This window comes from Psychroflexus planctonicus, assembly GCF_014640195.1.
In the GTDB taxonomy this organism is placed as follows: Bacteria; Bacteroidota; Bacteroidia; order Flavobacteriales; family Flavobacteriaceae; genus Psychroflexus; species Psychroflexus planctonicus.
This window is the reverse complement of the sequence record NZ_BMGM01000001.1, coordinates 318744-338941: the sequence shown is the minus strand read 5'-3', so window position 1 is coordinate 338941 and position 20198 is coordinate 318744. Positions and strand designations below refer to the sequence as shown.

Sequence of the window (20198 nt, the reverse complement as noted above, 5' to 3'; positions counted from 1 at the left end):
ACCATGTCTACCTTATTTACCAAAATCATTAACGGAGAAATTTCAGCACATAAAGTAGCTGAAAACGAAGATTTTTTAGCTTTTTTAGATATCAATCCAAACGCCAAAGGACACACCTTGTGCATTCCTAAAAAAGAAGTGAACAAAATTTTCGACTTAGATGAAGCTACCTATCTCCATTTGATGAAATTCTCGAAAAAAGTGGCTCATGCTTTAGAAAAAACCATTGCTTGTAAACGCGTTGGAATGGCGGTAGTGGGTTTAGAAGTACCACATGTGCACGTTCATCTAATTCCGTTGAACGATATGAAAGAAATGACCTTTCAACATAAGGTAGAAATGGACAATAACCAATTAGCTGAATTAGCTCAATCCATAGCACAGAACTTTGAAGTTTAATATTTATCCACCAATTTTTACTACTAAAAAATAACACTACAAACAAAATGCTTTTGCTAACTTTGCGCTTCATTTACGCCAAAGGATTTTCGCATGTTAGAAGTTAAAAATATAAAGCAGCATTTAGCTGAATACCAAGAAGCCCTACAAAAAAGAAATTTTGATGCTTCAAAAGTGCTTCCTGAAGTGCTTCAATTAGACGAGCAACGCAGAAGCATGCAAACGGAGTTGGACCAATTGCTAGCCGAATCTAATCAACTATCAAAAGAAATAGGTATGCTTTTCAAAAGTGGAGAGCAAAAAAAGGCCAATATTTTAAAAGAAAAAACAGCTTCGATAAAAGCGAATACCAAAAGCATTTCAACAGAAATGGAAAAGGTAAGCAAAGCTTTAGATGAATTGTTGCACAGTATTCCTAACGTTCCACACCTAAGTGTGCCCACAGGAAACTCTGAAGATGATAACGAAGAGATTTTTAGCGAAGGTGAAGTTCCCGCCTTAGACAAAAACGCACTGCCGCATTGGGAATTGGCCAAAAAATACGATATCATCGATTTTGAATTGGGCAATAAAATTACGGGTGCTGGTTTTCCTGTTTACAAAGGAAAAGGAGCGCGATTGCAACGTGCTTTAATCACTTATTTTTTAGATAAAAACACAAAAGCTGGTTACACAGAATATCAAGTTCCGCATTTAGTAAATGCTGCTTCTGGATTTGGTACAGGACAGTTGCCCGATAAAGAAGGGCAAATGTACCATGTAACTGAAGACGATTTATATTTAATTCCTACTGCAGAGGTTCCGGTAACCAATATTTTTCGGGAAGATTTGCTTACTGAAGATCAATTGCCTATAAAATGTACCGGTTATACACCTTGTTTCAGAAGAGAAGCAGGTTCGTATGGTGCGCACGTTCGTGGTTTAAATAGACTGCATCAATTTGATAAAGTAGAAATTGTAAACGTGGTTAAACCAGAAGATTCGTATCAAGTTTTAGATGAAATGGTAGCACACGTTAAAGAAATTTTACGCGAATTAAAGCTGCCTTATCGTGTTTTACGACTGTGTGGTGGAGACTTGGGCTTTACTTCTGCACTTACTTACGATTTTGAAGTATTTTCTACAGCACAAGACCGTTGGTTAGAAATCTCATCGGTTTCTAATTTTGAAACGTTTCAAGCCAATCGGTTGAAAATTCGATATAAAACAAAGGATAAAAAGAAACATTTGGTGCATACTTTAAACGGAAGCGCTTTAGCTTTACCACGCGTTTTGGCAGGTATTTTAGAGAATTACCAAACTCCAGATGGCATCAAAATTCCTGAAGTTTTAGTGCCGTATACTGGATTTGATATGATTGATTAATGAAAATACGTGAATTCTTAGCTATATTATTTGTTTCGCTTTTGGTCTATGCTTGTGCCCAACGCGGCAGACCGGATGGTGGACCCATTGACGAAGATCCGCCGAAAATAGTTACAGAACGTCCAGCTAATTTTTCTAATTTTTTTGATAAAGAAGAACTGGAGATTACATTTAATGAATTCATTAAATTAGACGATCCAAGAAATCAAATTATTTTTTCTCCTCCTATTGAGCCAAGACCACAAATTTTACCAATGGGATTGGCTTCAAAAACCCTTAGTATTAAATTCGACTTAGATTCGCTTCAAAAGGAAACAACTTATACCATTAATTTTGGAAAAAGCATTGAAGATAACAACGAAGGCAATACCTTTCCATTTTACAAATATGTATTTTCAACAGGAAGCTATTTAGATTCTTTAGCCATTCAAGGAAAGGTTTACCAACCCAGCAAAAGAGTTGCAGACGAGTTTATTTCAATTTTACTTTATCAAATAGATTCTGTATATTCAGATTCTGTGGTGTATCAAAAAATGCCAACTTATATATCTTATACACAAGATTCAACCAACACGTTTCAGTTGGAAAATATGAAAGCTGGCAAATACAAATTGGTAGCTATTTCAGATAAAAACAACAATTATAAATTTGAAGCAGCTCAAGATGAAATTGGTTTCCTACAAGACACCATTGTTTTGCCTAGAGACCATGAAGAATCTTTCTCTCTTTCACTTTTTAAAGAAGCAGTTGACTTTAAAGCGGAGCGACCCGAGCAAGATAATTTAAACAAAATTATCTTTGGTTACCGAGGAGAAATTACTAAAGAAAACCACAGCATAGAATTATTAGGCGAAAAACCGGATGATTTCACGTATCAAATTTGGAAAGAAAAAGACGCAGACACGCTTAATTATTGGTTTAAACCTTACTTAGAAAGAGATTCTTTACTATTTGTTTTTGGAAATGAAAAAAAGTTTGATACAGTATACTTTTACCCTAAAGAACTGGAAATACCAGATTCTTTAAAAATAGCTTTTGAGCCAAAGGGAAACATATATTATGATGAGCCGATAAAAATAACGGCCAACATACCTTTGGTTGAATTTGAAAAAGATAGCATGTTGCTTATGAATACCAAAGATTCTGTAGCAGTAGACTTTTCGCTTGCTTTAGATAAATATCGGAATCAATTGGAAGTTCAATTTGAAAAAAATGAACAAAAAAGTTATGAATTGCAAATTTTACCTGGTGGAGTAACTAGTTTTTTTGATGAAGTAAACGATACTTTAAGTCTCAAAGTAAGTACCAAAAAATATTCAGATTATGGAAATTTAGTGTTGACGCTACAGAATATAAAAAGCTATCCAATAATTGTGCAACTTATTACTGCAGAAGATGAAGTAAAATACGAGCAGTTTTCTGAAAATGCGCAGGTTTTTGAATTCAATTACCTAGAACCAGCTGAATATTATATTCGTGTAATTTACGATGAAAATAAAAATCAAAAGTGGGATACCGGAGATTACTTAGAAAAAATACAACCCGAAGCAGTAGATTATTATATGGAGCCGATTAAGATTAGAGCCAATTGGGACGACTCGCATGTAATTTCACTTCCTGATTAGTATAGATTCAACTTATTGAAAACCTATCTCTATCGTATAAAAAACCGATTTTTTTTCTAGTTTCGTGAAGCTTTTTGTAATCTAATTCATGTATTTCGGTAAAAACTTCATGATGATTTTCACTTTTGGTGATTTGCTTTCCTAACGCATCATACACTGCAGAGTGACCGCTGTAGGGATAGCCATTTCCATCTTCACCAACTCGATTTACCCCTACGCAATACGCCATATTTTCGATAGCTCTGGCTTTTAATAAAGCATCCCAAGCCGATGTTCTCATTTCGGGCCAGTTGGCTACGTATAGCAATACATCGTAATCTTCTGTATTTCTCGCCCAAACTGGAAAGCGTAAATCGTAACAAATCAATGGGCAACATTTCCAGCCTTTATATTCCACAATTAATTTTTGATTTCCAGCGGTGTAGGTTTGTTCTTCTTTAGCTAAAGTGAATAAGTGCTTTTTATCGTACGTTTTTAAAGTTTCATCTGGAAAAACCCAATACAGTCGATTATAGTAATTACCTTTTTCTTCAACAATTAAACTGCCTGTAACACAAGCTTGTTTTTCTTTTGCCATTTGTTGCATCCAAGATAAGCTTTTTCCATTTTGCGGCTCAGCCAAATGTGTTGCATTCATACTAAAACCGGTTGTAAACATTTCGGGTAGCACAATTACGTCTACATTTTCTGCTAAGCTTATTATTTCCTTCGTAAAATAATCGATATTTTCTTGTGGATTTTCCCAAGCTAAATCGGCTTGTAAAATGGCTAGATTTAAGTTTTGCATCATCAATAGGTTTTTGTCATGCTAGTAGGAACGCAGATAATAAAGTCTGCTATATTCTTATGAATTTCTTCTAATTTGCTAATATCGGCTTGTTCTACAGTAGTAATGGTCATGATTTCTACATCTTCTTGGTAAGTTTGCAAGTACCAAACAATGCCTTCGTAATAATTAGAATGATACGAGCCGTTGAAATGCACAAATAGTTTATCCTTTTCTCTATTCTGTAAAATAAAATGTGCCATGCTAGCATCTTTGATGGCTTGTGCTTTCGCAATATCTTCGGTAGCATGGTCGCCCATCATCTTAAGCATATTTTGATAGGTTTTTAATTCAATATCAAACGGAATAGGCAAGGGAGCCATCCAACTTTGCTCTTCTTTGCTTAAAGAATCTAGTGCTGCAAATCCACCTTCTTTATACACTTTGCTAGCATATCTTCTGGGAATGTTTGTTGCTGTAAAAGCAATATCATGTTGTTTAGCAAAATCGACCAGCGGTGCATAATCAGTTGAATAATTTGGCCATAATCTGGTTTTTTCTTTGAATTCTTTTGAATTGATTTCTCCTGCTAAATAATCATTTAAAGCTTCTTGATTATCAGCTTCGAACATTTCTGCTCCTAGGCTAAGCTGAATCTCTTTTTGGTGTAAATCTTGAATCAATTCCAATTGAAGCCAATGACTAATCGGATTGTTGTGAAACTCCCCAAACAAAACCACATCTGCTTTAGGAGCTTTTTTAAACATGCGTTTATACTTGGTTTTTTTACCGTTGGATTTGTACAGTTGATAGGCTGGTTTTTTTTGCGCAAAACCAGAATGGCATAAGCTTAATGCAAAAACAAAAAGCAAAAGATAACGGATCTTCATATAATGAATTTTTGAATGATGAAGATACGAAAAACTAATTGCTTGATTAAATTTTCACACTTCGAAAACTTCATCTTCAGCTAAAACAAAAACACGTTCGTTAAGTTCTGGAGTAACATAAAAGTGCCCGGTAAAATTTCCAAAAGCAGGTAGTATCAACTGATTCTCTTGTTGGTAAAAGCAAGGTAAGTTGAGCACTTGACGACCACTTCCACGTAAGCGATAACCCGGATGCAAATGCCCGCAAAAATTAAAAAATGCAGGTTCTTTTTGTGGATGATGTGTGAAACTGAAATCGTTTATCTGCAAATGTTGATGGGTTTGTATGCCTATTTTTTCAAAATGTATTGATGGAATAACATCGTGATTTCCCACTACTAAATCAATTTGAAAGTCTTGCCTTTTCACCCATTCTGAAAATGCATTCCAAGAAGAATTGTACACCGAATGAAACAAATCGCCTAAGAAAATCAGTTGCTTTATGTTGTATTCTTGAATTAATCGATCAAGGCTGTTGTAATTCTCTACATCTGTAAAACTAGGTATGGCGCTTCCATTTTTTCTGAAATGAGTCGATTTTCCCAAATGTACATCGGCTACCAACAAAATTTGTTTTTCTAACCAATAAATAGCACCTGACGAATGCAATTCAAATTGTTGATGTTGGATTTGAAGTTTCATAGCTTTCCATTAAAAATACAAAGGAATTAGTAATCTAATACTCGATCTTGATGCATCTTCATTAAATGAATTGATAGTAGTTCCGTATTGCGCTTCCCAATCAGTGTTATATAAATTAAAATCGTAATTCAAAATAACCCGCAACATCAAACGGTCTGAATTTGGATTAATCCAATTAAATGAAAATGAAGGTCCCAAAAATAAAGCTTGGTTTTGTATGGATGTGTTATTTGCTGAAGTAGTTAGCTCGTCTATATTTACTGAAGTTTCAATTGGATAGATATCTAAATTGGCAAAGAGATACTTGGCTTGTAATCCTGCGGAAAAAAAAGCAGATTTAACATCTAAAAATCTTCGTTCATAACGGAGTTGAAATTGAACTTCGTTGTAATTGTTACCATAATTGAATTCTTCTTCTTCACTTGTTGCCAAGTTGAAACCCAATTCTACTTCAAAGGTATCTTTAAATTCTTGGTTTCGATACGAAAAACCAACTCCTAGATAAAAAAGATTTGTGGGTATTACAGGAACATCTTGTGCAAATAAAACAGAATTTATAGCATAATCATCTACAAATTCACCTCCTACGTTCACAAAAAGATTCCGCCATTTTTTTTGATCGGGATTTACTAGTTTGGTAATTTCTTCTGAAGTTAAAGGCACATCTGTTTGTGCAAATAAGCTTTTGCTTAAAAGAAGAATTGAAACTAAAGAAAGGCGAAATATCCAGTTTTTTGACATTAATCTGATGTGTTTAATTTCAAATAAGTTTCAGGTGTGAATACGCCTAAGTCACTTTTTTTAAAGTCTTTTATATTTCTTGTTAGAATGATATTTAATGTACTGTTTTGTATGGCAGCATAATTTTGTAAAGCATCTTCAAAATCATTAAATTCTGAATTTAGCGCATCTAAAACCACTTCTTTATCCATTTGTACAATATCGATTATGCTTAAAAGTTGTTTTATTTTTTCTATAATCAGTTGATGTTGTGCTGTTTTTCGTAATAAATAATATACGTTGCAAATTATAACAGGAGTGATAAATCCTTTGATTTTACCTTCTTCACAACGATTCAATACTTCAATAGCAAATTCAGCAAATGGCTCTCGATTAAAGAAGAAATCCATGATTACGTCTGTATCAAGTAAAACTCTATCCATCAATCGTATTTTTCTTCTACTCTTTTTCTGAGTTCTTTTTTATAGTCCATATTTTCAGGCATTTTAAAAGAACCTTTTAAAGATTTTACGATGGGCTTCAGTTTTTTCTTTTCTTCGGTTATATTTTCTACAGCTGTGAGTTGCTTTAAATAGTTTTCAATAAGATCAGACAAGCTTCTGTTTTGAGCTTTTGCATATTTTTTTGCTTGTTGAATTACTTCTTGTTCAATACTTAAAGTGAGTTTTGTATTCATTGTAATACGACTTAATTCGATTAACGAAGATAATCAATTGTATTGTTGTACGTATTTTATTTTGAAAAAATATACGTTTTATGAATCGTTACTTATTATAAAATGATGTTTGATTCAATGCTATTTATTCTGCTTCATAAGCTTGCATCAGCTCATCGGTTAGTGCTAAAGTATGATAAACATTTTGTACATCATCGTCTTCTTCAAACTTATTGATTAATGCTAATATCCGTATTCCTTGGTCTAAAGGAAGTTCAGTTGTATTCAACGGTATACGTTGAACTTCAGCATTCTTCACTTCAATATTGAATTCTTCTAACTTAGCAGAAAGGCTTCCGAAGCTTTCAAACTCAGTAAAAATAGTGAGCATTTCATCTTCTTTTTCAAAATCGGTTGCACCAGCTTCAATTAGTTCCAATTCCAATTCTTCTAAAGAAATTTCCAAATCTGTTGTTTCAATATTAAACACGCCTTTTTTATCGAATAAAAATTCCAACGAACCATTGGTGCCTAAGCTTCCATCATTCTTACTGAAAATAGAGCGAACAGAAGCTACAGTTCGATTGGTGTTGTCTGTGGTGCATTCTACAAAAATGGCAATTCCATAGGGGCCATAGCCTTCAAAAGTAACTTGTTCGTAATTATCAGCATCCGCACCAGAAGCTTTTTTGATGGCTCGTTCAATGGTGTCTTTTGGCATGTTGACGCCTTTAGCATTTGCTATGGCGTTGCGCAAAGTTGGATTGGTCTCCGGATCGGCACTATTGCCTTCTTTAATGGCCACCGTAATTTCCTTAATGGCGCGTGTAAATTGTTTGGCTCTTTTCTTGTCTTGAGCTCCTTTTCTATGTTTTATGTTAGCCCATTTGCTATGTCCTGCCATAAAAATTGTTTTAGCATCTAAAATACAAAAATCTTACGGTAATTGTAAATGCATATTTTGTTGATAGTGGTTTTGATATGTGAAAATTAATCGATCAGTTTGAATTCTACTTACAGGGCTTTTGCTTACTTTTATTTCGTTTTAAAATAAGAACATGATCAAACAAACTTATTGGGTTTTAGGTATAGTTTTACTATTTGGTTTCTCAGCTAAGGCGCAACAATTTGTAGAAAGTTGGGACAATACACCCAATTTAGAACGGCACCAACTCACTTTAAATTTGATCAATCCTGGAATTCGGTATGAGTTGGGCTTAATCAAAAACGTAAGTTTGTCTTCTGGAATTAATTCGGCACTTGCTTATTATTCTGAAGGATATACCTTTGGGTTCGCTTGGCATACGCAAATTCGCTATTACCATAATTTTAAAAAACGCTACGATTTAGAAAAAAATGTAATGGGCAATTCGGCCAACTTTGTTTCGTTTGCTCGAACGGTTTTTTTTCAACCCATTCAAATAACGACCGATTTGGATTTTGACAAAAATGGATCGATTACTTTTTACGGACCAACCTACGGATTTCAGCGTACCAATAGTAAAAACTTAAACATTACCGCAGAACTCGGATATGGTTGGTACGATGCATATGGAGTTTTTAATTCGGCGAATGAATATGCAAGCGGTCACGGTTTTTTACTCAACATAACCATAGGTTGGGTTCCTACCAATCGGAAGTCGAGAAAACCAATCAAGTTTAATTAGAATTTTTTTAATTGAAGAAATAGAGTATAATCAGATATCAAAGTAACCAATCAGTAAGCACAAAAGAAGTACTCCATTGTTGTTTTTATTTCACGAAAAGGAAACGCAAAGTGTTGATCTGCATAAGTTTATTACCAGTCGTTTTTTACATCTTCCCAATCTAAAACATCATCAGGATTTTGTTTGTAATTATCCATTCGGTTGTCTAATTCTCTTTTATGATTTGTAGAAATTTCTTGGAGTTCTTCTTTTTTCCGCTTTAAAACAAGCTCTAATGTTGCTAAACTATTTTCGTTGCCTGCTATAAAAAAAAGATAAAATTTCGAATTACAGAAGAAAAATTGAACTAATGAAATGATGTGAAGTTGAATACGTAACATTATCAATCAAAAGTATTTGATATTTTTGTAAATTCGTAATAAAATAAATCAAAATGAAAGCAGCAGACATAAATACAACATTGATAGATAATTATTTTTCTTTTTTGAAGGATTTAAGCGCTGATGCTAAATTGGAACTTATTGCCCGACTATCAAAATCGATGAAAACTTCAAAAAAAGCAAAGAAAGAAGTTTCATTAAATTCTCTCTATGGATCTTGGGAATCCGATAAATCAGCCGATGATATAATTGCTGAATTAAAAAGCGCCAGAAATTTTAATCGTGAAAGAGAAATATTGTGAAAAAATATCTTCTCGACACTAATATTTGTATTTATTTCCTCAAAGGACAATTTGAATTACACAGGAAAATTGAACAAATTGGAGAACAAAACTTTTATCTGTCAGAAATAACTATAGCTGAACTTAAATATGGTGCCGAAAACAGCAAACAAAAAGAAAAAAACAGAAAGAATAATGAAGAATTTCTTGCCAAATTTAAAATCCTTCCTGTATTTCCAGCACTTGATATTTACGCTAAAGAAAAAGCTAAATTAAAAACAAAAGGGAGAATAATAGATGATTTTGATTTACTAATAGGAGCGACTGCAATTCATAATAATCTGACCTTAGTGACAAGAAATGTGAAAGATTTTGTTAGACTAGATAACATTGTAATTGAAGATTGGACAACCGATTAAAAAACATAAAGGGAGACAAAGGCTAAAAGAAATTGGGAGTTAAGTGATTAATAGAAGCGAAAGTGAATTTAATTAAGTTCAATGTAAAACTGTTAAGCAAATCGCTTTTTTATCACTTCTAAATCCATTTTTCAAAATTTGAATTCAAACAAATATACATTATTTTAAACAACATATTTCAAAGTCCAAGCATTCCATTCCCTTTCTCTATGCAATGCTTACCTTTACCGAAATTCAATATATGCTTACTAAAAACCAACTCACTTTTCTATCCATTTTCACCTTATTTGGTTTTAGCGGAATAGGATATTTTATTTTGAGTTTTAGTGATATGCATAGTTATGCTGCAATTTTTGAAGCTGAAAGTCCATACGTAGATATCGTTTATGGTTTGGTAGGCGGAAGTGTTTTGGCTGCATTGGGTTTAGCGGTTTTGCAAATTCCAGCTTTAAAAAAAGTAGGTGAATTTTATCAGCAAATCTTTACCAAAATCCATTTAACCTGGCCTGATATTTTGTTTTATTCGTTTTGTGCTGGAGTAGGAGAAGAAATTTTATTCCGTGGTGCCATTCAGCCGTTTTTAGGCATTTGGGTTACGGCTTTGTTGTTTGTGTTGTTACACGGATACATCAGTCTAAAAGATTTGCCAAAAAGTATTTACGGCTTTTTCTTGGTTTTTGTGGCAGCTGCTTTTGGGTATGCTTTCGAATGGATGAGCATCTACACCGCTATGGCTGCACATTTTGTGTATGATGTCATTATGTTTTCGTATTTAATGCGAAATGCCAATCAGCAAGCAGATCAAAATTCTGAAGGCGAATAAATCGTGATTGTTTCCTTGGTAAACGGATGCGTAAATTGAATTTCTTCTGCATGCAAGTACAAACGTTCCGCACGTTTTCCGTACAAATCATCACCGACAATAGGAGTGTTCAATCCTAATTGATGTGCTGCATGAACTCGTAATTGATGCGTTCTTCCTGAAATTGGGAAAAAATGAACTCGGGTTTGTGCGTTTTTAATTTCGATCCGCTTCCAATGTGTTTCTGCTGGTTTACCATATTCGTAACACACCAATTGATGCGGACGGTTATCTAAGTCTACCCGCAAAGGCAAGTTGATGCTTCCTGATTCTTCTTTTACAATACCTTCCAACAAAGCCACATAGCGTTTTTTTACTTTACGCTGAATAAACAAAGCTTGCAATTTTTTATGCGCTTTTTCGGTTTTGGCAATTAATAAAATACCCGATGTACTCATATCTAATCGATGCACCAACAATGGTCCGCTGGCATCTGGGAAGAGTTTTTTAGCGCGAGTTAATACCGAATCTTCCAAAGTTTTCCCAGGAACTGAAAGAAATTCAGCTGGTTTTGAAATGGCAGCATAAAACGTATCTTCGTAAATTATACTCAGTTCTTTTCCTTCTGCGGGATTGGTAAGCAAAGGATTTTCATCTACTTGTAAACCTTCTAGCATATGTCCTAAAATGGGTTCGCATTTACTACGGCATGCTGGATAAAAATTAGCGTGTTTTCTAATTTGAGATTGTAGCGATGTTCCCCACCAAAATTCACCCATACAAATGGGTTGTAAATTTTGTAAATAGGCATATTGAAGCAATTTAGGCGCTGCACATTCGCCAGCACCAGCAGGTGGATTGTCTTGAAAAATAGCACCTAAACTTTTTTCTTGTTTTGCTGCATTTAAAAAAGCATACTGCCTGAATATCTTTTGCTGTAAGGCAGCTGATTTCAGTTTTCTACTTTGTTTTAATTCCTGAATAAGCTGTTCAAATTGTTGAAGTTTTTCTTCTTTTTCTTGAAGTGTATATTTCCAGAATTTCTTCATCTTCTTTAGCAAGATGCTTTCCTTTTTACTGTCTTCGCTTAAGCGGAAATTCAACTCTTCAAGTTCAGCTTCAGTTTTGTGTTTTTTTTGTTCTGCTCGAACTTGATCGCGTTTTTGCTTTTCTAGTTGAATGCGAATTTTCTGTTGCGCTATATCTTGTTCAGCTTCCAATTGAAGCGCTTTTTTTTCTTTTTTCAGTTCAAGGTATTCTGGTTGTAATTGAAGTTTTTCTATTTCAGCATTAATATTATTTAGTTCAACTTCTTCCGCTTTAAAAAAACTGTTTTCTGCCAGTAAATCAAATACAGGTGGTACAAAATAAGCATGTTCATTGCTGTTGGCTAACTTTCCTGAAAAGGCAGCTAGAAAACCCAATTCATCTTTTTCGTTTTTCACCACCAAAACCCCAAACATTTTTCCGATGGGATCTTTTTCATCTTCATTTAAACCAAACTGATGTTGAAAATCGCTTTGGGTGGCTAAATATTGCTGCACTTCTTTGGCTGCAAGTTGAGCTAAGGGATGCGCTTGGTAATAAAAGGGAAAAGTAAATTTATTCGGAATCTCATACCCCGAAACCGATGTGGAAAACAAATGAAAACAAGTTTGATCGGATTGCTTTTTCAAATTGAAAAATTTTCAACAAAAAAACAAAATCTTTAGTTCAAAGGAAGCTTTTAGCCTATTTAATTATAGGTTAATGAATAATTAAAAGTCTTTCTGCAGCTGCTATTAAAACTATATTTGCAGCAAAAAAAATGCGCTGGATTATCCCGATTTTTATTCTCTTGCTTATTGAAGTCTACGCATTTCAAGCTTTCAGGACGCTTTTTAAATTCAAATGGAGTTTAACCATTTACATTTTGGTTAGCCTTACTTTAATTGCATTTATCATCTACAGTTTCAATACTCCCAATCCAAATGGTTCTTTTACAGGATTGCGTTCCTTTGCTATCGGCTTAATGTTGAGTATGGCTGCATTAAAAATTAGCATTGTGTTTATTCTTTTTGGTGAAGACCTATTTCGGTTCTTTTCGGCGTTATTTCAGAAGCTATTTACAACTAATTCTTTCGAAATTCCTAGTCGAAGGAAATTCATAAGTACTTTGGCCATCGGCATAGGCAGCATTCCTTTTTTGGGTTTGCTCTACGGAATGTACAAAGGCAAATACAACTACAAAGTACTGACCTACGAATTGGAATTTGAGGATTTACCTGCTTCATTTGATGGGTATCAAATCACCCAAATTAGCGACTTGCATTGTGGAAGTTTCGATAATAATGAAATGGTAAACTACGGCATTGATTTAATTAACCAGCAACAAAGCGATGCCATTTTGTTTACAGGCGATTTGGTGAATAATACCGCTGCTGAAATGGACAATTGGAAATCGTCTTTTGCTAAATTGAAAGCCAAAGACGGTGTGTTTTCTATTTTAGGAAACCACGATTATGGAGATTATTACAACTGGGAATCGGACAGAGAAAAATTAAATAACTTCAATTCGATAAAGCAAATTCAACACGAAATGGGTTGGAAATTGTTGTTAGATGAAGCTCACGAAATTAACAGAGCTAATGAAAAAATTGCCATCGTTGGAGTAGAAAATTGGGGAAAAGGTGGCTTTAAACAAAAAGGAGATTTAGACAAAGCAACTGCAAATTTAAACGAAAATGATTTCAAAGTGTTGATGAGTCATGACCCATCGCATTGGGATGCAAAAGTCAAAAATCACCCTAAAAAATTTCAATTGACTTTAAGCGGTCACACACACGGAATGCAATTTGGAATTGAAATTCCAGGTTGGTTTAAATTCTCTCCCGTCCAATTTCGCTATCCACAATGGGCTGGAATTTATAAAGAAGCAGGACAATTTTTGAATGTAAACCGTGGATTTGGCTATTTAGCTTATCCCGGTCGTTTAGGTATTTGGCCAGAAATTACGGTGATCAAGTTAAAGCGCAAAGTAGCAGTTTAAATTTATAATACTTTGTTTGTTGTCTCGGATTACAAATCCGAGCTATCCGAATATTTTTCCCTGGAGGGAAATGCCGAAAGGCAAAGGGTGTTTTTTAAAGTTTACTCGGAAAGTAGCAGCTTAAATTTATATTACTTTGTTTGTTGTCTTGGATTACAAATCCGAGCTATCCGAATTATCGACTTTGCTATTAGTTTAGCATTTTATATTTTTCAGAAATTTAACCATATAAAATTTCTGAGTTATACGTTGAGATAATGCCTAAAGCAAAGGTTTGATGTCTCGGATTTCAAATCCGAGCTATCCGATTACAAATCCGAGTTTTCCAAGCAAAACTAAAACTCCATTAAACTATTTCGCAATTTTGCAGCTTCAGTGGCAACTCGTTCTTTGTTGATGGTTTTTAACTCAGGAATTCTTCCTAAAAACTTTGCGTTGGTTTTTTGCAAAATAATCGATTCTGTAGTAGGATGCTCATCACCACTAAAAATAATTCCTATTTGTATGAATCCACGTTGTTGTAAGGCTTCAATAGAAAGTAAAGTATGATTAATGCTTCCCAAATAATGCCTAGAAACCAAAATGATTTTGTCTTCAGCTTGCATTAAATCGATAATGCAGTCTTCATCATTCAACGGAACCAGCAAACCGCCAGCGCCTTCAATTACTAGATTATTGTTGATTTTTGGACGTTTTATGTTAGCTAAATCAATTCGTATGTTGTCTATTTCAGCAGCTGCATGTGGACTCATAGGTGTTTGCAATGCATAGGCATTTTCAAAAAAATGAGAAGTGGAGTTGCTCACTAAGTTTTTCACTTTGTGTGTGTCGCTGTTTTGTAAATCGCCTGCCTGAATGGGTTTCCAGTAATCTGCTTGCAAAGCTTCCACCACAATGGCAGAAATTAAAGTCTTCCCTACTTCGGTTCCGATGCCTGATATAAAATACGTGTTCATTTTTAATATTTAGCTATTTCATATTTTTCTGAATTCAAACCTGAGTTTTTTTCTAGTTGAATAAATCAGAATGTGATCCAATTCTAATCAACTTGATGGTTTTTGGATTTTCAATTTGAAACCAGATAATTAACAAATCGGGTTTGATGTGACATTCCCAATGATTTTTATAATTTCCAATTAATTGATTGGGCTTCATTTTTGGAGGAACTCCATCTTTTCCTTTGGATTGCAAATTTAAAAGTAGATGCCGAGTAAGTTCAAAATCCTTTGCTCTTTTTTTGACTTTTTTCAAATCCTTTTTAAATTGACCTGTAACTTCTAAGCGATACATTTTCTTATCTAAAATTTAGCAAGAAAATCATCTACATCTTCTACTGATTCTAACTTTCCTGTTTGAGCTTCTTCTATAGCTGCTTTAGTTAAATCATTTGGAATTTTCCCTACATCTTCATACAATAACCATTCTATGTAGTTATTCAGGCTTCTTTGATTCGCTTTTGCTTTTTCTTTTAAAAGTTTCAACAAATCTTTATCTAATCTCACAGCGGTTTGAATCTTGTTACTCATGATGAATTTTTTTCAAATATAACAAATAACACTGTGTTATACAATTGTTATTAATCGCTAGATGATAACTCAGATTTCAAATCAATGTTTTCTATTCATCAACCAGTTTCCAAAATCGGTAAAGGCTTCTTTATAAGGAGAAGCAATGTCTAGTTTATTCAAATTTTCAAAAGCAGAAGTGGTGTATTTTTCAATGGCATCCAAACTTGCTTTTGCTGCACCGCTGTCTTCAAAAATCTGCTTTGCATTTTCAATTTTAGCAGAATCATCTTCGGGTTGTAAGCTGTATAAATGTCTTAATTGCTGTGCTTCATCTTTACTTGCTAACTCAAGCGCTTTTAAGTACAAATAGGTTTTTTTGTTTTCAGCAATATCGCCACCTACTTTTTTACCAAAGTTTTCTGGATTTCCAAAAGCATCTAAGTAATCATCCTGCAGCTGAAAAGCAATGCCCAATTGCAAACCAAATTGATAAATCAATTCTTGGTTAGCTTCATTTGCACCTGCAATCATACTTCCCATTTGCATAGCCGCCGCAACCAAAACTGCGGTTTTGTATTCAATCATGTGCAAATATTCGGCTATAGTAACATCGTCTCGCTCTTCAAAATCTACATCGTATTGTTGGCCTTCGCAGACTTCTTGAGCTGTTTTAGAAAACAATTGCATCAAAGCTTTAAACAATTCAGCATCATAAGTTTCAAATTGCTGATAAGCTTGTATAAGCATGGCATCACCCGATAAAATTCCTGTGTTCACATCCCATTTTTCATGTACCGTATCTTTTCCACGCCGCAAAGGCGCATCGTCCATAATGTCATCATGAACCAAACTAAAGTTATGAAATGTTTCAATGGCCATTGCAGCAGGCAAAGCTTTTTTTACATCGGCACCAAAAGCTTCTGCAGCCATCAAAACCAATACAGGACGCAAGCGTTTTCCGCCCAAATGCAAGATGTAATCTATGGGTTCGTAAAGACCCTCAGGTTTTTTCTCAAAATTTTGAGCCTTCATATAAGTTAAAAACGCCTGCTGGTATTTGGACACTGATTTCATTCTACTTTGCTTTGAAGGCAAAACAAAGCTTTTTTTTCAACAAAATTCTAAAACAAAATAAAAAATTGGCATCCATTTATAAAAATTCAATCAGAAGCCAAGAACCCGTTATCCGTTTTAATTTTTTTGGCTTATGGGCGTATTCAATCTTCACAAAAGGAGCTTCTAGGGTCGCTCTTTTGTTCGTTTCCTACTTGCCCATAAGCCAAAATAGATTTCCACTACTACCGGGGCTAGGAGTTTTCAGTTGACTAAACAGCATTCATTATAAAATAAAAACATCTTATTACAATTGATGTGATTTCAAGATTTCAGGGCGCTGCCCCTTGATGTAAGTACGCAAGCTAAATTATTAAGATTTGTGGGCGCTGCCCCCAAATTTTTATATTGAATAAAAAAATGTCTTCATTAAACCGAACATTTGAATAGATTATATGTTTTTTTGCTAGGTATTATTAAATATCATTTTAAAAAAGGAATGACAATAAATCAGTAAAACCATTTTTGATTTTTCAAATCTAAGGGGCGATAGCCCTGATATGTTAATAATTAAAGAAGCCAAGATAATAAATTTAAGGGGCAGCGCCCTGACATTTTTTTCATCCGTCTGCTTCAATCTAACTTAACAACCTAAAATTTAGCTATACATAAAGCTACTTTTTACTGCATTTCAAATTCACTTACTTGATAAACTATCAATGTTAAACTAACATTAAAACTTCGGAAACTTTAAAAGTATTCAAAGTTTCCGAATTACTTTTGTGCCCGATGAAAGATAAAATTATACATAAGTCTTCGGAGTTGTTTTTGGAATATGGTTTCAAGAGCGTAACTATGGATTACATAGCATCAGAAATGGGCGTTTCCAAAAAAACCATCTACGAATACTTCAACAACAAAGCGCATTTAATTGAAGAAGTTGCTCGATTTATCAGTGATGAAATTCAACAGGAAATTGATGCCATTATGAAAGCAGACTTCAATCCCATAGAAGAATTGTTTGAAATCAAACGCTGCGTGTTGAAACGCCTGAAAGACGAAAAAGCTTCTCCGCAATTTCAGATGCAGAAATATTATCCTGAAATATACCAACGCCTTCGAGATAATCAGGTTTGCAAAATGGACGAATGTTGCAGTGTAAACCTTACGCGCGGTATTAAAAAAGGATATTACAGAGCAAACTTAAACGAAACCTTTATAACTAGACTGTACATTTCAGGAATGCTGAATCTTAAAAACGAAGAATTGTTTAAGAATACAGATTTAACACCAAAGCAATTGTATGAAGAGTTTTTAGCTTATCATTTACGCAGTATCGTAACGCCAAAAGGATTAGAAATATTAAAACAAATAGAAATAACCACGTGATGTACAAAAATTACATAATTACACTCATGCTGTTGATGGGTTTTTTGGGCTATTCGCAAGAAGAAAACCAAAAATCCTATCAATTTTCTTTGCAAGAAGCTATTGCATTTGCAGTAGACAGCAGCTACAATGCCATCAACGCCAGAAAAGACGTCTTGGCAGCCATGAAACAAAAATGGGAAACCACAGCAGATGGATTGCCGCAAATTAATGCCAATGTAGATTACCAATACAATCCCATTATTCAAGTTACGCCGCTGCCAGCAGAAATTACGGGCGGAGAACCTGGAACTTTTGTGCCTGTTCAGTTTTCTACAAGGCAAAACGTCAATGCTACAGCAACCTTAAACCAATTGATTTTTGATGGTTCGTACATTGTGGCATTGCGGGCAGCCAAAACCTTCTTGAAGTATTCTGCCAACTTTGAAGAAAAAACTCAATTAGAAGTCAGAAAAGCCGTAGTTGACGCCTATGGAAACGTTTTGTTGATGGAAGAATCTCTTGCCATTATCGAACGAAACTTAGCCAATGCGCAAAGCAACTTTCAAGAAACCAAAGCCATTTTTGAAAACGGTTTAGCCGAAGAAGAAGATGTTGAACAATTGGAAATTACGGTTTTGCAATTGGAAAACGAGTTGCGAAATGCCAAAAGAAATCAGCAAATCACCAAAGAAACCTTGAATTTTGTCTTGGGTATTCCTATTGATGTTTCGGTTGAATTGACAGACGGTTTAACCGAATTAGCTCAACAAAACTTAATGGAAGAAGATTTACTAGATGAAGAGCTAAATGTAGAGAGCAATATCGATTTTAAAATTGCAGACAATTTAGTAAGACAACGCGAATTGGAGTGGAAATTAGAACGCAGCAAGGCGCTCCCAACTTTAAGTGCTTTTGCTAATTATGGCTATTTGTCATTTAATGATGACTTCAATTTTTTGAGTTCTGATGCCGATTGGTTCGATTTTTCAACCGTAGGAGTGAGTTTAAATGTTCCCATTTTTAGTTCATTGAAGCGAAGCGCTAGAAGTCAACGTGCCGAAATTGCTCTAGAACAAGCCGAAGTAGATTTAGAACAATCTACCCAACAACTCAAGTTAGATGCTAGCAGAGCCAAATCAGATTTTAAATATGCAGCGGAATCTTACATTACATCGCAACGTAATTTAGATTTAGCCGAACGCATCGAACATAAAAACGATGTGAAATTTAAAGAAGGCATCGCCACTAGTTTTGAATTACGCCAGGCCCAACAACAACTGTATTCAGCTCAAAACGAATATTTGCAAGCCATGCTCAACATCATCACCGCTAAAGCAGAATTAGAAACCATACTTAACAAACCCATCACCCGATAATATTTGACCATGAAAACAAAAAACACCATATACTTCCTTTTTTTCGCCTTGATGTTAATTGCTTGTGGCGACAAGGAAAACGAAAGAAATATCGATGAAATCCTTGAGAACAACAACAAGGAAGAAATTCAGCAGTTAAAGGAAGAGTTGTACGCAGAACAACGCAAAGTAACTACCGATTTAGAACGCGTAAACGAAAAATTGTTGGCTTTTGAAGACAAAAGTAAATATTCCTTAGTGGAAGCAGAACAAGTTGAAAAGTCCAATTTCAAACACTACATCAAAGTACAAGGAAATGTTACCACAGATGAAAATCTTTTAATTTATCCAGAGTTCACAGGTGTGTTAACAAACATCTACATTCAAGAAGGCGACCGCGTAAAAAAAGGACAATTGTTAGCTAGAATTGACGATGGCGGTATGCAAAATCAATTGCAAGAATTAAGGGCTCAACGCGAATTGGTAAAAACTAGATTCGAACGCCAAGAACGTTTATGGGATGAAAACATCGGTTCTGAAATTCAATTTTTGGAAGCCAAAACTGGTTTTGAGCAAATCGACAATTCGGTTAAACAAATGCAGCAGCAATTGGCAAAAGCCGAAATAAGAGCTCCTTTTGATGGCGTAGTTGATGAAGTAATTACCGACCGCGGTCAAGTAGTGATGCAAAACCAAAATGCGCTTTTTAGAGTTGTGAATTTGCGCAATATGTACATTGAAGCCAACGTACCCGAAACCTACGTAGGCAAAATTGATAAAGACACTGAAAGTATTGTAAACCTTAGAGCTTTGGAAACTTCATTTGAAGCCAAAGTAGATCGCGTTTCCAGTTTTATTGAAGACAGCAACCGTAATTTTAGAGTTCGTGTAAGTGTTCCCGATTCTATTGAATACGTGAAACCCAACTTAATAGCAACGCTTCAATTGAATGACTACACCAATAATGAAGCCATCAAGGTTTCAGAAAATGTGTTGCAAGAAACCGCTACGGGAGAGTTTTTTGTTTTCAAATTAGAAAAACAAGAAGACAATGTTGCCAAAGCGGTATATCAAAAAGTTATACCGGGTAGAAACTACCAAGGGAAAATCGAAATTTTAGAAGGTTTACAAGCAGGAGACTTCATTGTTACCGAAGGCGCTCGCACCTTAAAGAGAGACGAAAAAGTAAGAATAGCTAATACCAATAAATAG

Annotated in this window: 24 protein-coding genes; 11 read left to right on the top strand and 13 right to left on the bottom strand. The window is 34.6% G+C overall.

Annotated elements, in window-relative coordinates:
• Positions 1–3 precede the first annotated feature (3 nt).
• The 3 genes from IEV72_RS01640 (at position 4) to IEV72_RS01630 (ending at position 3389) form a co-directional block, all read left to right on the top strand.
• Positions 4–399: an HIT family protein gene (locus IEV72_RS01640; RefSeq protein ID WP_188457330.1), complete on the top strand. Its 396-nt coding sequence runs from the start codon at positions 4–6 to the stop codon at positions 397–399.
• A gap of 93 nt (positions 400–492) precedes the next feature.
• Positions 493–1764 (top strand): serine--tRNA ligase, encoded by a 1272-nt coding sequence (serS, locus tag IEV72_RS01635; protein WP_188457329.1) that lies wholly within the window; start codon positions 493–495, stop codon positions 1762–1764.
• Positions 1764–3389: an Ig-like domain-containing domain gene (locus IEV72_RS01630; protein ID WP_188457328.1), complete on the top strand. Its 1626-nt coding sequence runs from the start codon at positions 1764–1766 to the stop codon at positions 3387–3389. The genes serS and IEV72_RS01630 overlap by 1 nt, the downstream gene beginning before the upstream one ends.
• Positions 3390–3396: 7 nt before the next feature.
• Here IEV72_RS01630 and IEV72_RS01625 read toward each other — a convergent pair whose 3' ends face one another.
• The 7 genes from IEV72_RS01625 to IEV72_RS01595 all read right to left on the bottom strand — a co-directional run bounded on the left by IEV72_RS01625 (position 3397) and on the right by IEV72_RS01595 (position 8026).
• A complete protein-coding gene (locus tag IEV72_RS01625) occupies positions 3397–4179 on the bottom strand; it encodes an amidohydrolase (RefSeq protein WP_188457327.1) in 783 nt (260 codons plus the stop codon).
• Entirely contained in the window at positions 4179–5045 is an 867-nt protein-coding gene (locus IEV72_RS01620) for a ChaN family lipoprotein (protein WP_188457326.1), read from the bottom strand. The genes IEV72_RS01625 and IEV72_RS01620 overlap by 1 nt, the downstream gene beginning before the upstream one ends.
• Positions 5046–5099: 54 nt before the next feature.
• Positions 5100–5726 carry a ligase-associated DNA damage response endonuclease PdeM gene (pdeM, locus tag IEV72_RS01615; protein ID WP_188457325.1) on the bottom strand — a complete coding sequence of 209 codons (627 nt, stop codon included), beginning with the start codon at positions 5724–5726 and terminating at the stop codon, positions 5100–5102.
• A 9-nt stretch (positions 5727–5735) separates the two neighbouring features.
• Complete coding sequence (locus tag IEV72_RS01610) at positions 5736–6467, bottom strand: hypothetical protein (protein WP_188457324.1); 732 nt, start codon at positions 6465–6467, stop codon at positions 5736–5738.
• Positions 6467–6889 carry a PIN domain-containing protein gene (locus tag IEV72_RS01605; RefSeq protein WP_188457323.1) on the bottom strand — a complete coding sequence of 141 codons (423 nt, stop codon included), beginning with the start codon at positions 6887–6889 and terminating at the stop codon, positions 6467–6469. The genes IEV72_RS01610 and IEV72_RS01605 overlap by 1 nt, the downstream gene beginning before the upstream one ends.
• A complete protein-coding gene (locus IEV72_RS01600) occupies positions 6889–7143 on the bottom strand; it encodes a DUF6364 family protein (RefSeq protein WP_188457322.1) in 255 nt (84 codons plus the stop codon). Before IEV72_RS01600 ends, IEV72_RS01605 begins: the two co-directional genes overlap by 1 nt.
• 124 nt (positions 7144–7267) lie before the next feature.
• A complete protein-coding gene (locus tag IEV72_RS01595) occupies positions 7268–8026 on the bottom strand; it encodes a YebC/PmpR family DNA-binding transcriptional regulator (RefSeq protein WP_188457321.1) in 759 nt (252 codons plus the stop codon).
• A 154-nt stretch (positions 8027–8180) separates the two neighbouring features.
• Here IEV72_RS01595 and IEV72_RS01590 point away from each other — a divergent pair, with 154 nt between their 5' ends.
• Positions 8181–8789 (top strand): hypothetical protein, encoded by a 609-nt coding sequence (locus IEV72_RS01590; protein WP_188457320.1) that lies wholly within the window; start codon positions 8181–8183, stop codon positions 8787–8789.
• 131 nt (positions 8790–8920) lie between these two features.
• Here IEV72_RS01590 and IEV72_RS01585 read toward each other — a convergent pair whose 3' ends face one another.
• Positions 8921–9169 carry an addiction module protein gene (locus tag IEV72_RS01585; protein WP_188457319.1) on the bottom strand — a complete coding sequence of 83 codons (249 nt, stop codon included), beginning with the start codon at positions 9167–9169 and terminating at the stop codon, positions 8921–8923.
• A 53-nt stretch (positions 9170–9222) separates the two neighbouring features.
• Between IEV72_RS01585 and IEV72_RS01580 the strand changes: the two genes are divergently transcribed.
• The 3 genes from IEV72_RS01580 (at position 9223) to IEV72_RS01570 (ending at position 10692) form a co-directional block, all read left to right on the top strand.
• The gene (locus tag IEV72_RS01580; RefSeq protein ID WP_188457318.1) at positions 9223–9471 is read left to right on the top strand and encodes a hypothetical protein; all 249 of its coding nucleotides are present in this window, start codon (positions 9223–9225) and stop codon (positions 9469–9471) included.
• A complete protein-coding gene (locus IEV72_RS01575) occupies positions 9468–9869 on the top strand; it encodes a type II toxin-antitoxin system VapC family toxin (RefSeq protein WP_188457317.1) in 402 nt (133 codons plus the stop codon). Before IEV72_RS01580 ends, IEV72_RS01575 begins: the two co-directional genes overlap by 4 nt.
• A 241-nt stretch (positions 9870–10110) precedes the next feature.
• Positions 10111–10692 (top strand): CPBP family intramembrane glutamic endopeptidase, encoded by a 582-nt coding sequence (locus IEV72_RS01570; RefSeq protein ID WP_188457316.1) that lies wholly within the window; start codon positions 10111–10113, stop codon positions 10690–10692.
• On the opposite strand, the gene IEV72_RS01565 is transcribed toward IEV72_RS01570, so the two are convergent.
• Entirely contained in the window at positions 10671–12347 is a 1677-nt protein-coding gene (locus tag IEV72_RS01565) for an RluA family pseudouridine synthase (RefSeq protein ID WP_229731761.1), read from the bottom strand. The genes IEV72_RS01570 and IEV72_RS01565 overlap by 22 nt on opposite strands.
• A gap of 131 nt (positions 12348–12478) precedes the next feature.
• On the opposite strand from IEV72_RS01565, the gene IEV72_RS01560 reads away from it, so the two are divergent.
• Complete coding sequence (locus tag IEV72_RS01560) at positions 12479–13699, top strand: metallophosphoesterase (RefSeq protein WP_188457315.1); 1221 nt, start codon at positions 12479–12481, stop codon at positions 13697–13699.
• Between the two features lie 335 nt (positions 13700–14034).
• Here the strand turns inward: IEV72_RS01560 and bioD are convergent, their stop codons facing one another.
• From bioD to IEV72_RS01540, 4 genes are all read right to left on the bottom strand, one after another.
• Positions 14035–14655, bottom strand: a complete 621-nt coding sequence (gene bioD / locus IEV72_RS01555) for a dethiobiotin synthase (protein WP_188457314.1) — start codon at positions 14653–14655, stop codon at positions 14035–14037.
• A gap of 52 nt (positions 14656–14707) precedes the next feature.
• The gene (locus IEV72_RS01550; RefSeq protein ID WP_188457313.1) at positions 14708–14989 is read right to left on the bottom strand and encodes a type II toxin-antitoxin system YafQ family toxin; all 282 of its coding nucleotides are present in this window, start codon (positions 14987–14989) and stop codon (positions 14708–14710) included.
• 8 nt (positions 14990–14997) lie between these two features.
• Positions 14998–15225: a hypothetical protein gene (locus IEV72_RS01545; protein ID WP_188457312.1), complete on the bottom strand. Its 228-nt coding sequence runs from the start codon at positions 15223–15225 to the stop codon at positions 14998–15000.
• Between the two features lie 81 nt (positions 15226–15306).
• The gene (locus IEV72_RS01540; protein ID WP_188457311.1) at positions 15307–16281 is read right to left on the bottom strand and encodes a polyprenyl synthetase family protein; all 975 of its coding nucleotides are present in this window, start codon (positions 16279–16281) and stop codon (positions 15307–15309) included.
• 768 nt (positions 16282–17049) lie between these two features.
• Between IEV72_RS01540 and IEV72_RS01535 the strand changes: the two genes are divergently transcribed.
• Genes IEV72_RS01535 through IEV72_RS01525 form a run of 3 tightly spaced genes read left to right on the top strand, consistent with a single transcriptional unit; the run spans position 17050 to position 20198 of the window.
• Positions 17050–17649, top strand: coding sequence for a TetR/AcrR family transcriptional regulator (locus IEV72_RS01535; RefSeq protein WP_188457310.1), 600 nt, complete (start codon positions 17050–17052; stop codon positions 17647–17649).
• On the top strand, positions 17649–19007 hold the full coding sequence (locus IEV72_RS01530) for a TolC family protein (protein WP_188457309.1): 1359 nt from the start codon (positions 17649–17651) through the stop codon (positions 19005–19007). Before IEV72_RS01535 ends, IEV72_RS01530 begins: the two co-directional genes overlap by 1 nt.
• Positions 19008–19016: 9 nt before the next feature.
• On the top strand, positions 19017–20198 hold the full coding sequence (locus tag IEV72_RS01525; protein ID WP_188457308.1) for an efflux RND transporter periplasmic adaptor subunit: 1182 nt from the start codon (positions 19017–19019) through the stop codon (positions 20196–20198).

Bases quoted from the DNA above. Each gene is read 5' to 3' on its own strand.
- IEV72_RS01570 (WP_188457316.1), top strand. From the start codon at position 10,111: ATGCTTACTAAAAACCAACTCACTTTTCTATCCATTTTCACCTTATTT.
- IEV72_RS01585 (WP_188457319.1), bottom strand. From the start codon at position 9,169: ATGTTACGTATTCAACTTCACATCATTTCATTAGTTCAATTTTTCTTC.
- IEV72_RS01620 (WP_188457326.1), bottom strand. From the start codon at position 5,045: ATGAAGATCCGTTATCTTTTGCTTTTTGTTTTTGCATTAAGCTTATGC.
- IEV72_RS01540 (WP_188457311.1), bottom strand. From the start codon at position 16,281: ATGAAATCAGTGTCCAAATACCAGCAGGCGTTTTTAACTTATATGAAG.
- IEV72_RS01630 (WP_188457328.1), top strand. From the start codon at position 1,764: ATGAAAATACGTGAATTCTTAGCTATATTATTTGTTTCGCTTTTGGTC.
- IEV72_RS01545 (WP_188457312.1), bottom strand. From the start codon at position 15,225: ATGAGTAACAAGATTCAAACCGCTGTGAGATTAGATAAAGATTTGTTG.
- IEV72_RS01590 (WP_188457320.1), top strand. From the start codon at position 8,181: ATGATCAAACAAACTTATTGGGTTTTAGGTATAGTTTTACTATTTGGT.
- IEV72_RS01600 (WP_188457322.1), bottom strand. From the start codon at position 7,143: ATGAATACAAAACTCACTTTAAGTATTGAACAAGAAGTAATTCAACAA.
- IEV72_RS01610 (WP_188457324.1), bottom strand. From the start codon at position 6,467: ATGTCAAAAAACTGGATATTTCGCCTTTCTTTAGTTTCAATTCTTCTT.
- serS (WP_188457329.1), top strand. From the start codon at position 493: ATGTTAGAAGTTAAAAATATAAAGCAGCATTTAGCTGAATACCAAGAA.
- IEV72_RS01605 (WP_188457323.1), bottom strand. From the start codon at position 6,889: ATGGATAGAGTTTTACTTGATACAGACGTAATCATGGATTTCTTCTTT.
- IEV72_RS01535 (WP_188457310.1), top strand. From the start codon at position 17,050: ATGAAAGATAAAATTATACATAAGTCTTCGGAGTTGTTTTTGGAATAT.
- IEV72_RS01595 (WP_188457321.1), bottom strand. From the start codon at position 8,026: ATGGCAGGACATAGCAAATGGGCTAACATAAAACATAGAAAAGGAGCT.
- IEV72_RS01525 (WP_188457308.1), top strand. From the start codon at position 19,017: ATGAAAACAAAAAACACCATATACTTCCTTTTTTTCGCCTTGATGTTA.
- pdeM (WP_188457325.1), bottom strand. From the start codon at position 5,726: ATGAAACTTCAAATCCAACATCAACAATTTGAATTGCATTCGTCAGGT.
- IEV72_RS01580 (WP_188457318.1), top strand. From the start codon at position 9,223: ATGAAAGCAGCAGACATAAATACAACATTGATAGATAATTATTTTTCT.
- IEV72_RS01640 (WP_188457330.1), top strand. From the start codon at position 4: ATGTCTACCTTATTTACCAAAATCATTAACGGAGAAATTTCAGCACAT.
- IEV72_RS01625 (WP_188457327.1), bottom strand. From the start codon at position 4,179: ATGATGCAAAACTTAAATCTAGCCATTTTACAAGCCGATTTAGCTTGG.
- IEV72_RS01560 (WP_188457315.1), top strand. From the start codon at position 12,479: ATGCGCTGGATTATCCCGATTTTTATTCTCTTGCTTATTGAAGTCTAC.
- IEV72_RS01530 (WP_188457309.1), top strand. From the start codon at position 17,649: ATGTACAAAAATTACATAATTACACTCATGCTGTTGATGGGTTTTTTG.
- bioD (WP_188457314.1), bottom strand. From the start codon at position 14,655: ATGAACACGTATTTTATATCAGGCATCGGAACCGAAGTAGGGAAGACT.
- IEV72_RS01550 (WP_188457313.1), bottom strand. From the start codon at position 14,989: ATGTATCGCTTAGAAGTTACAGGTCAATTTAAAAAGGATTTGAAAAAA.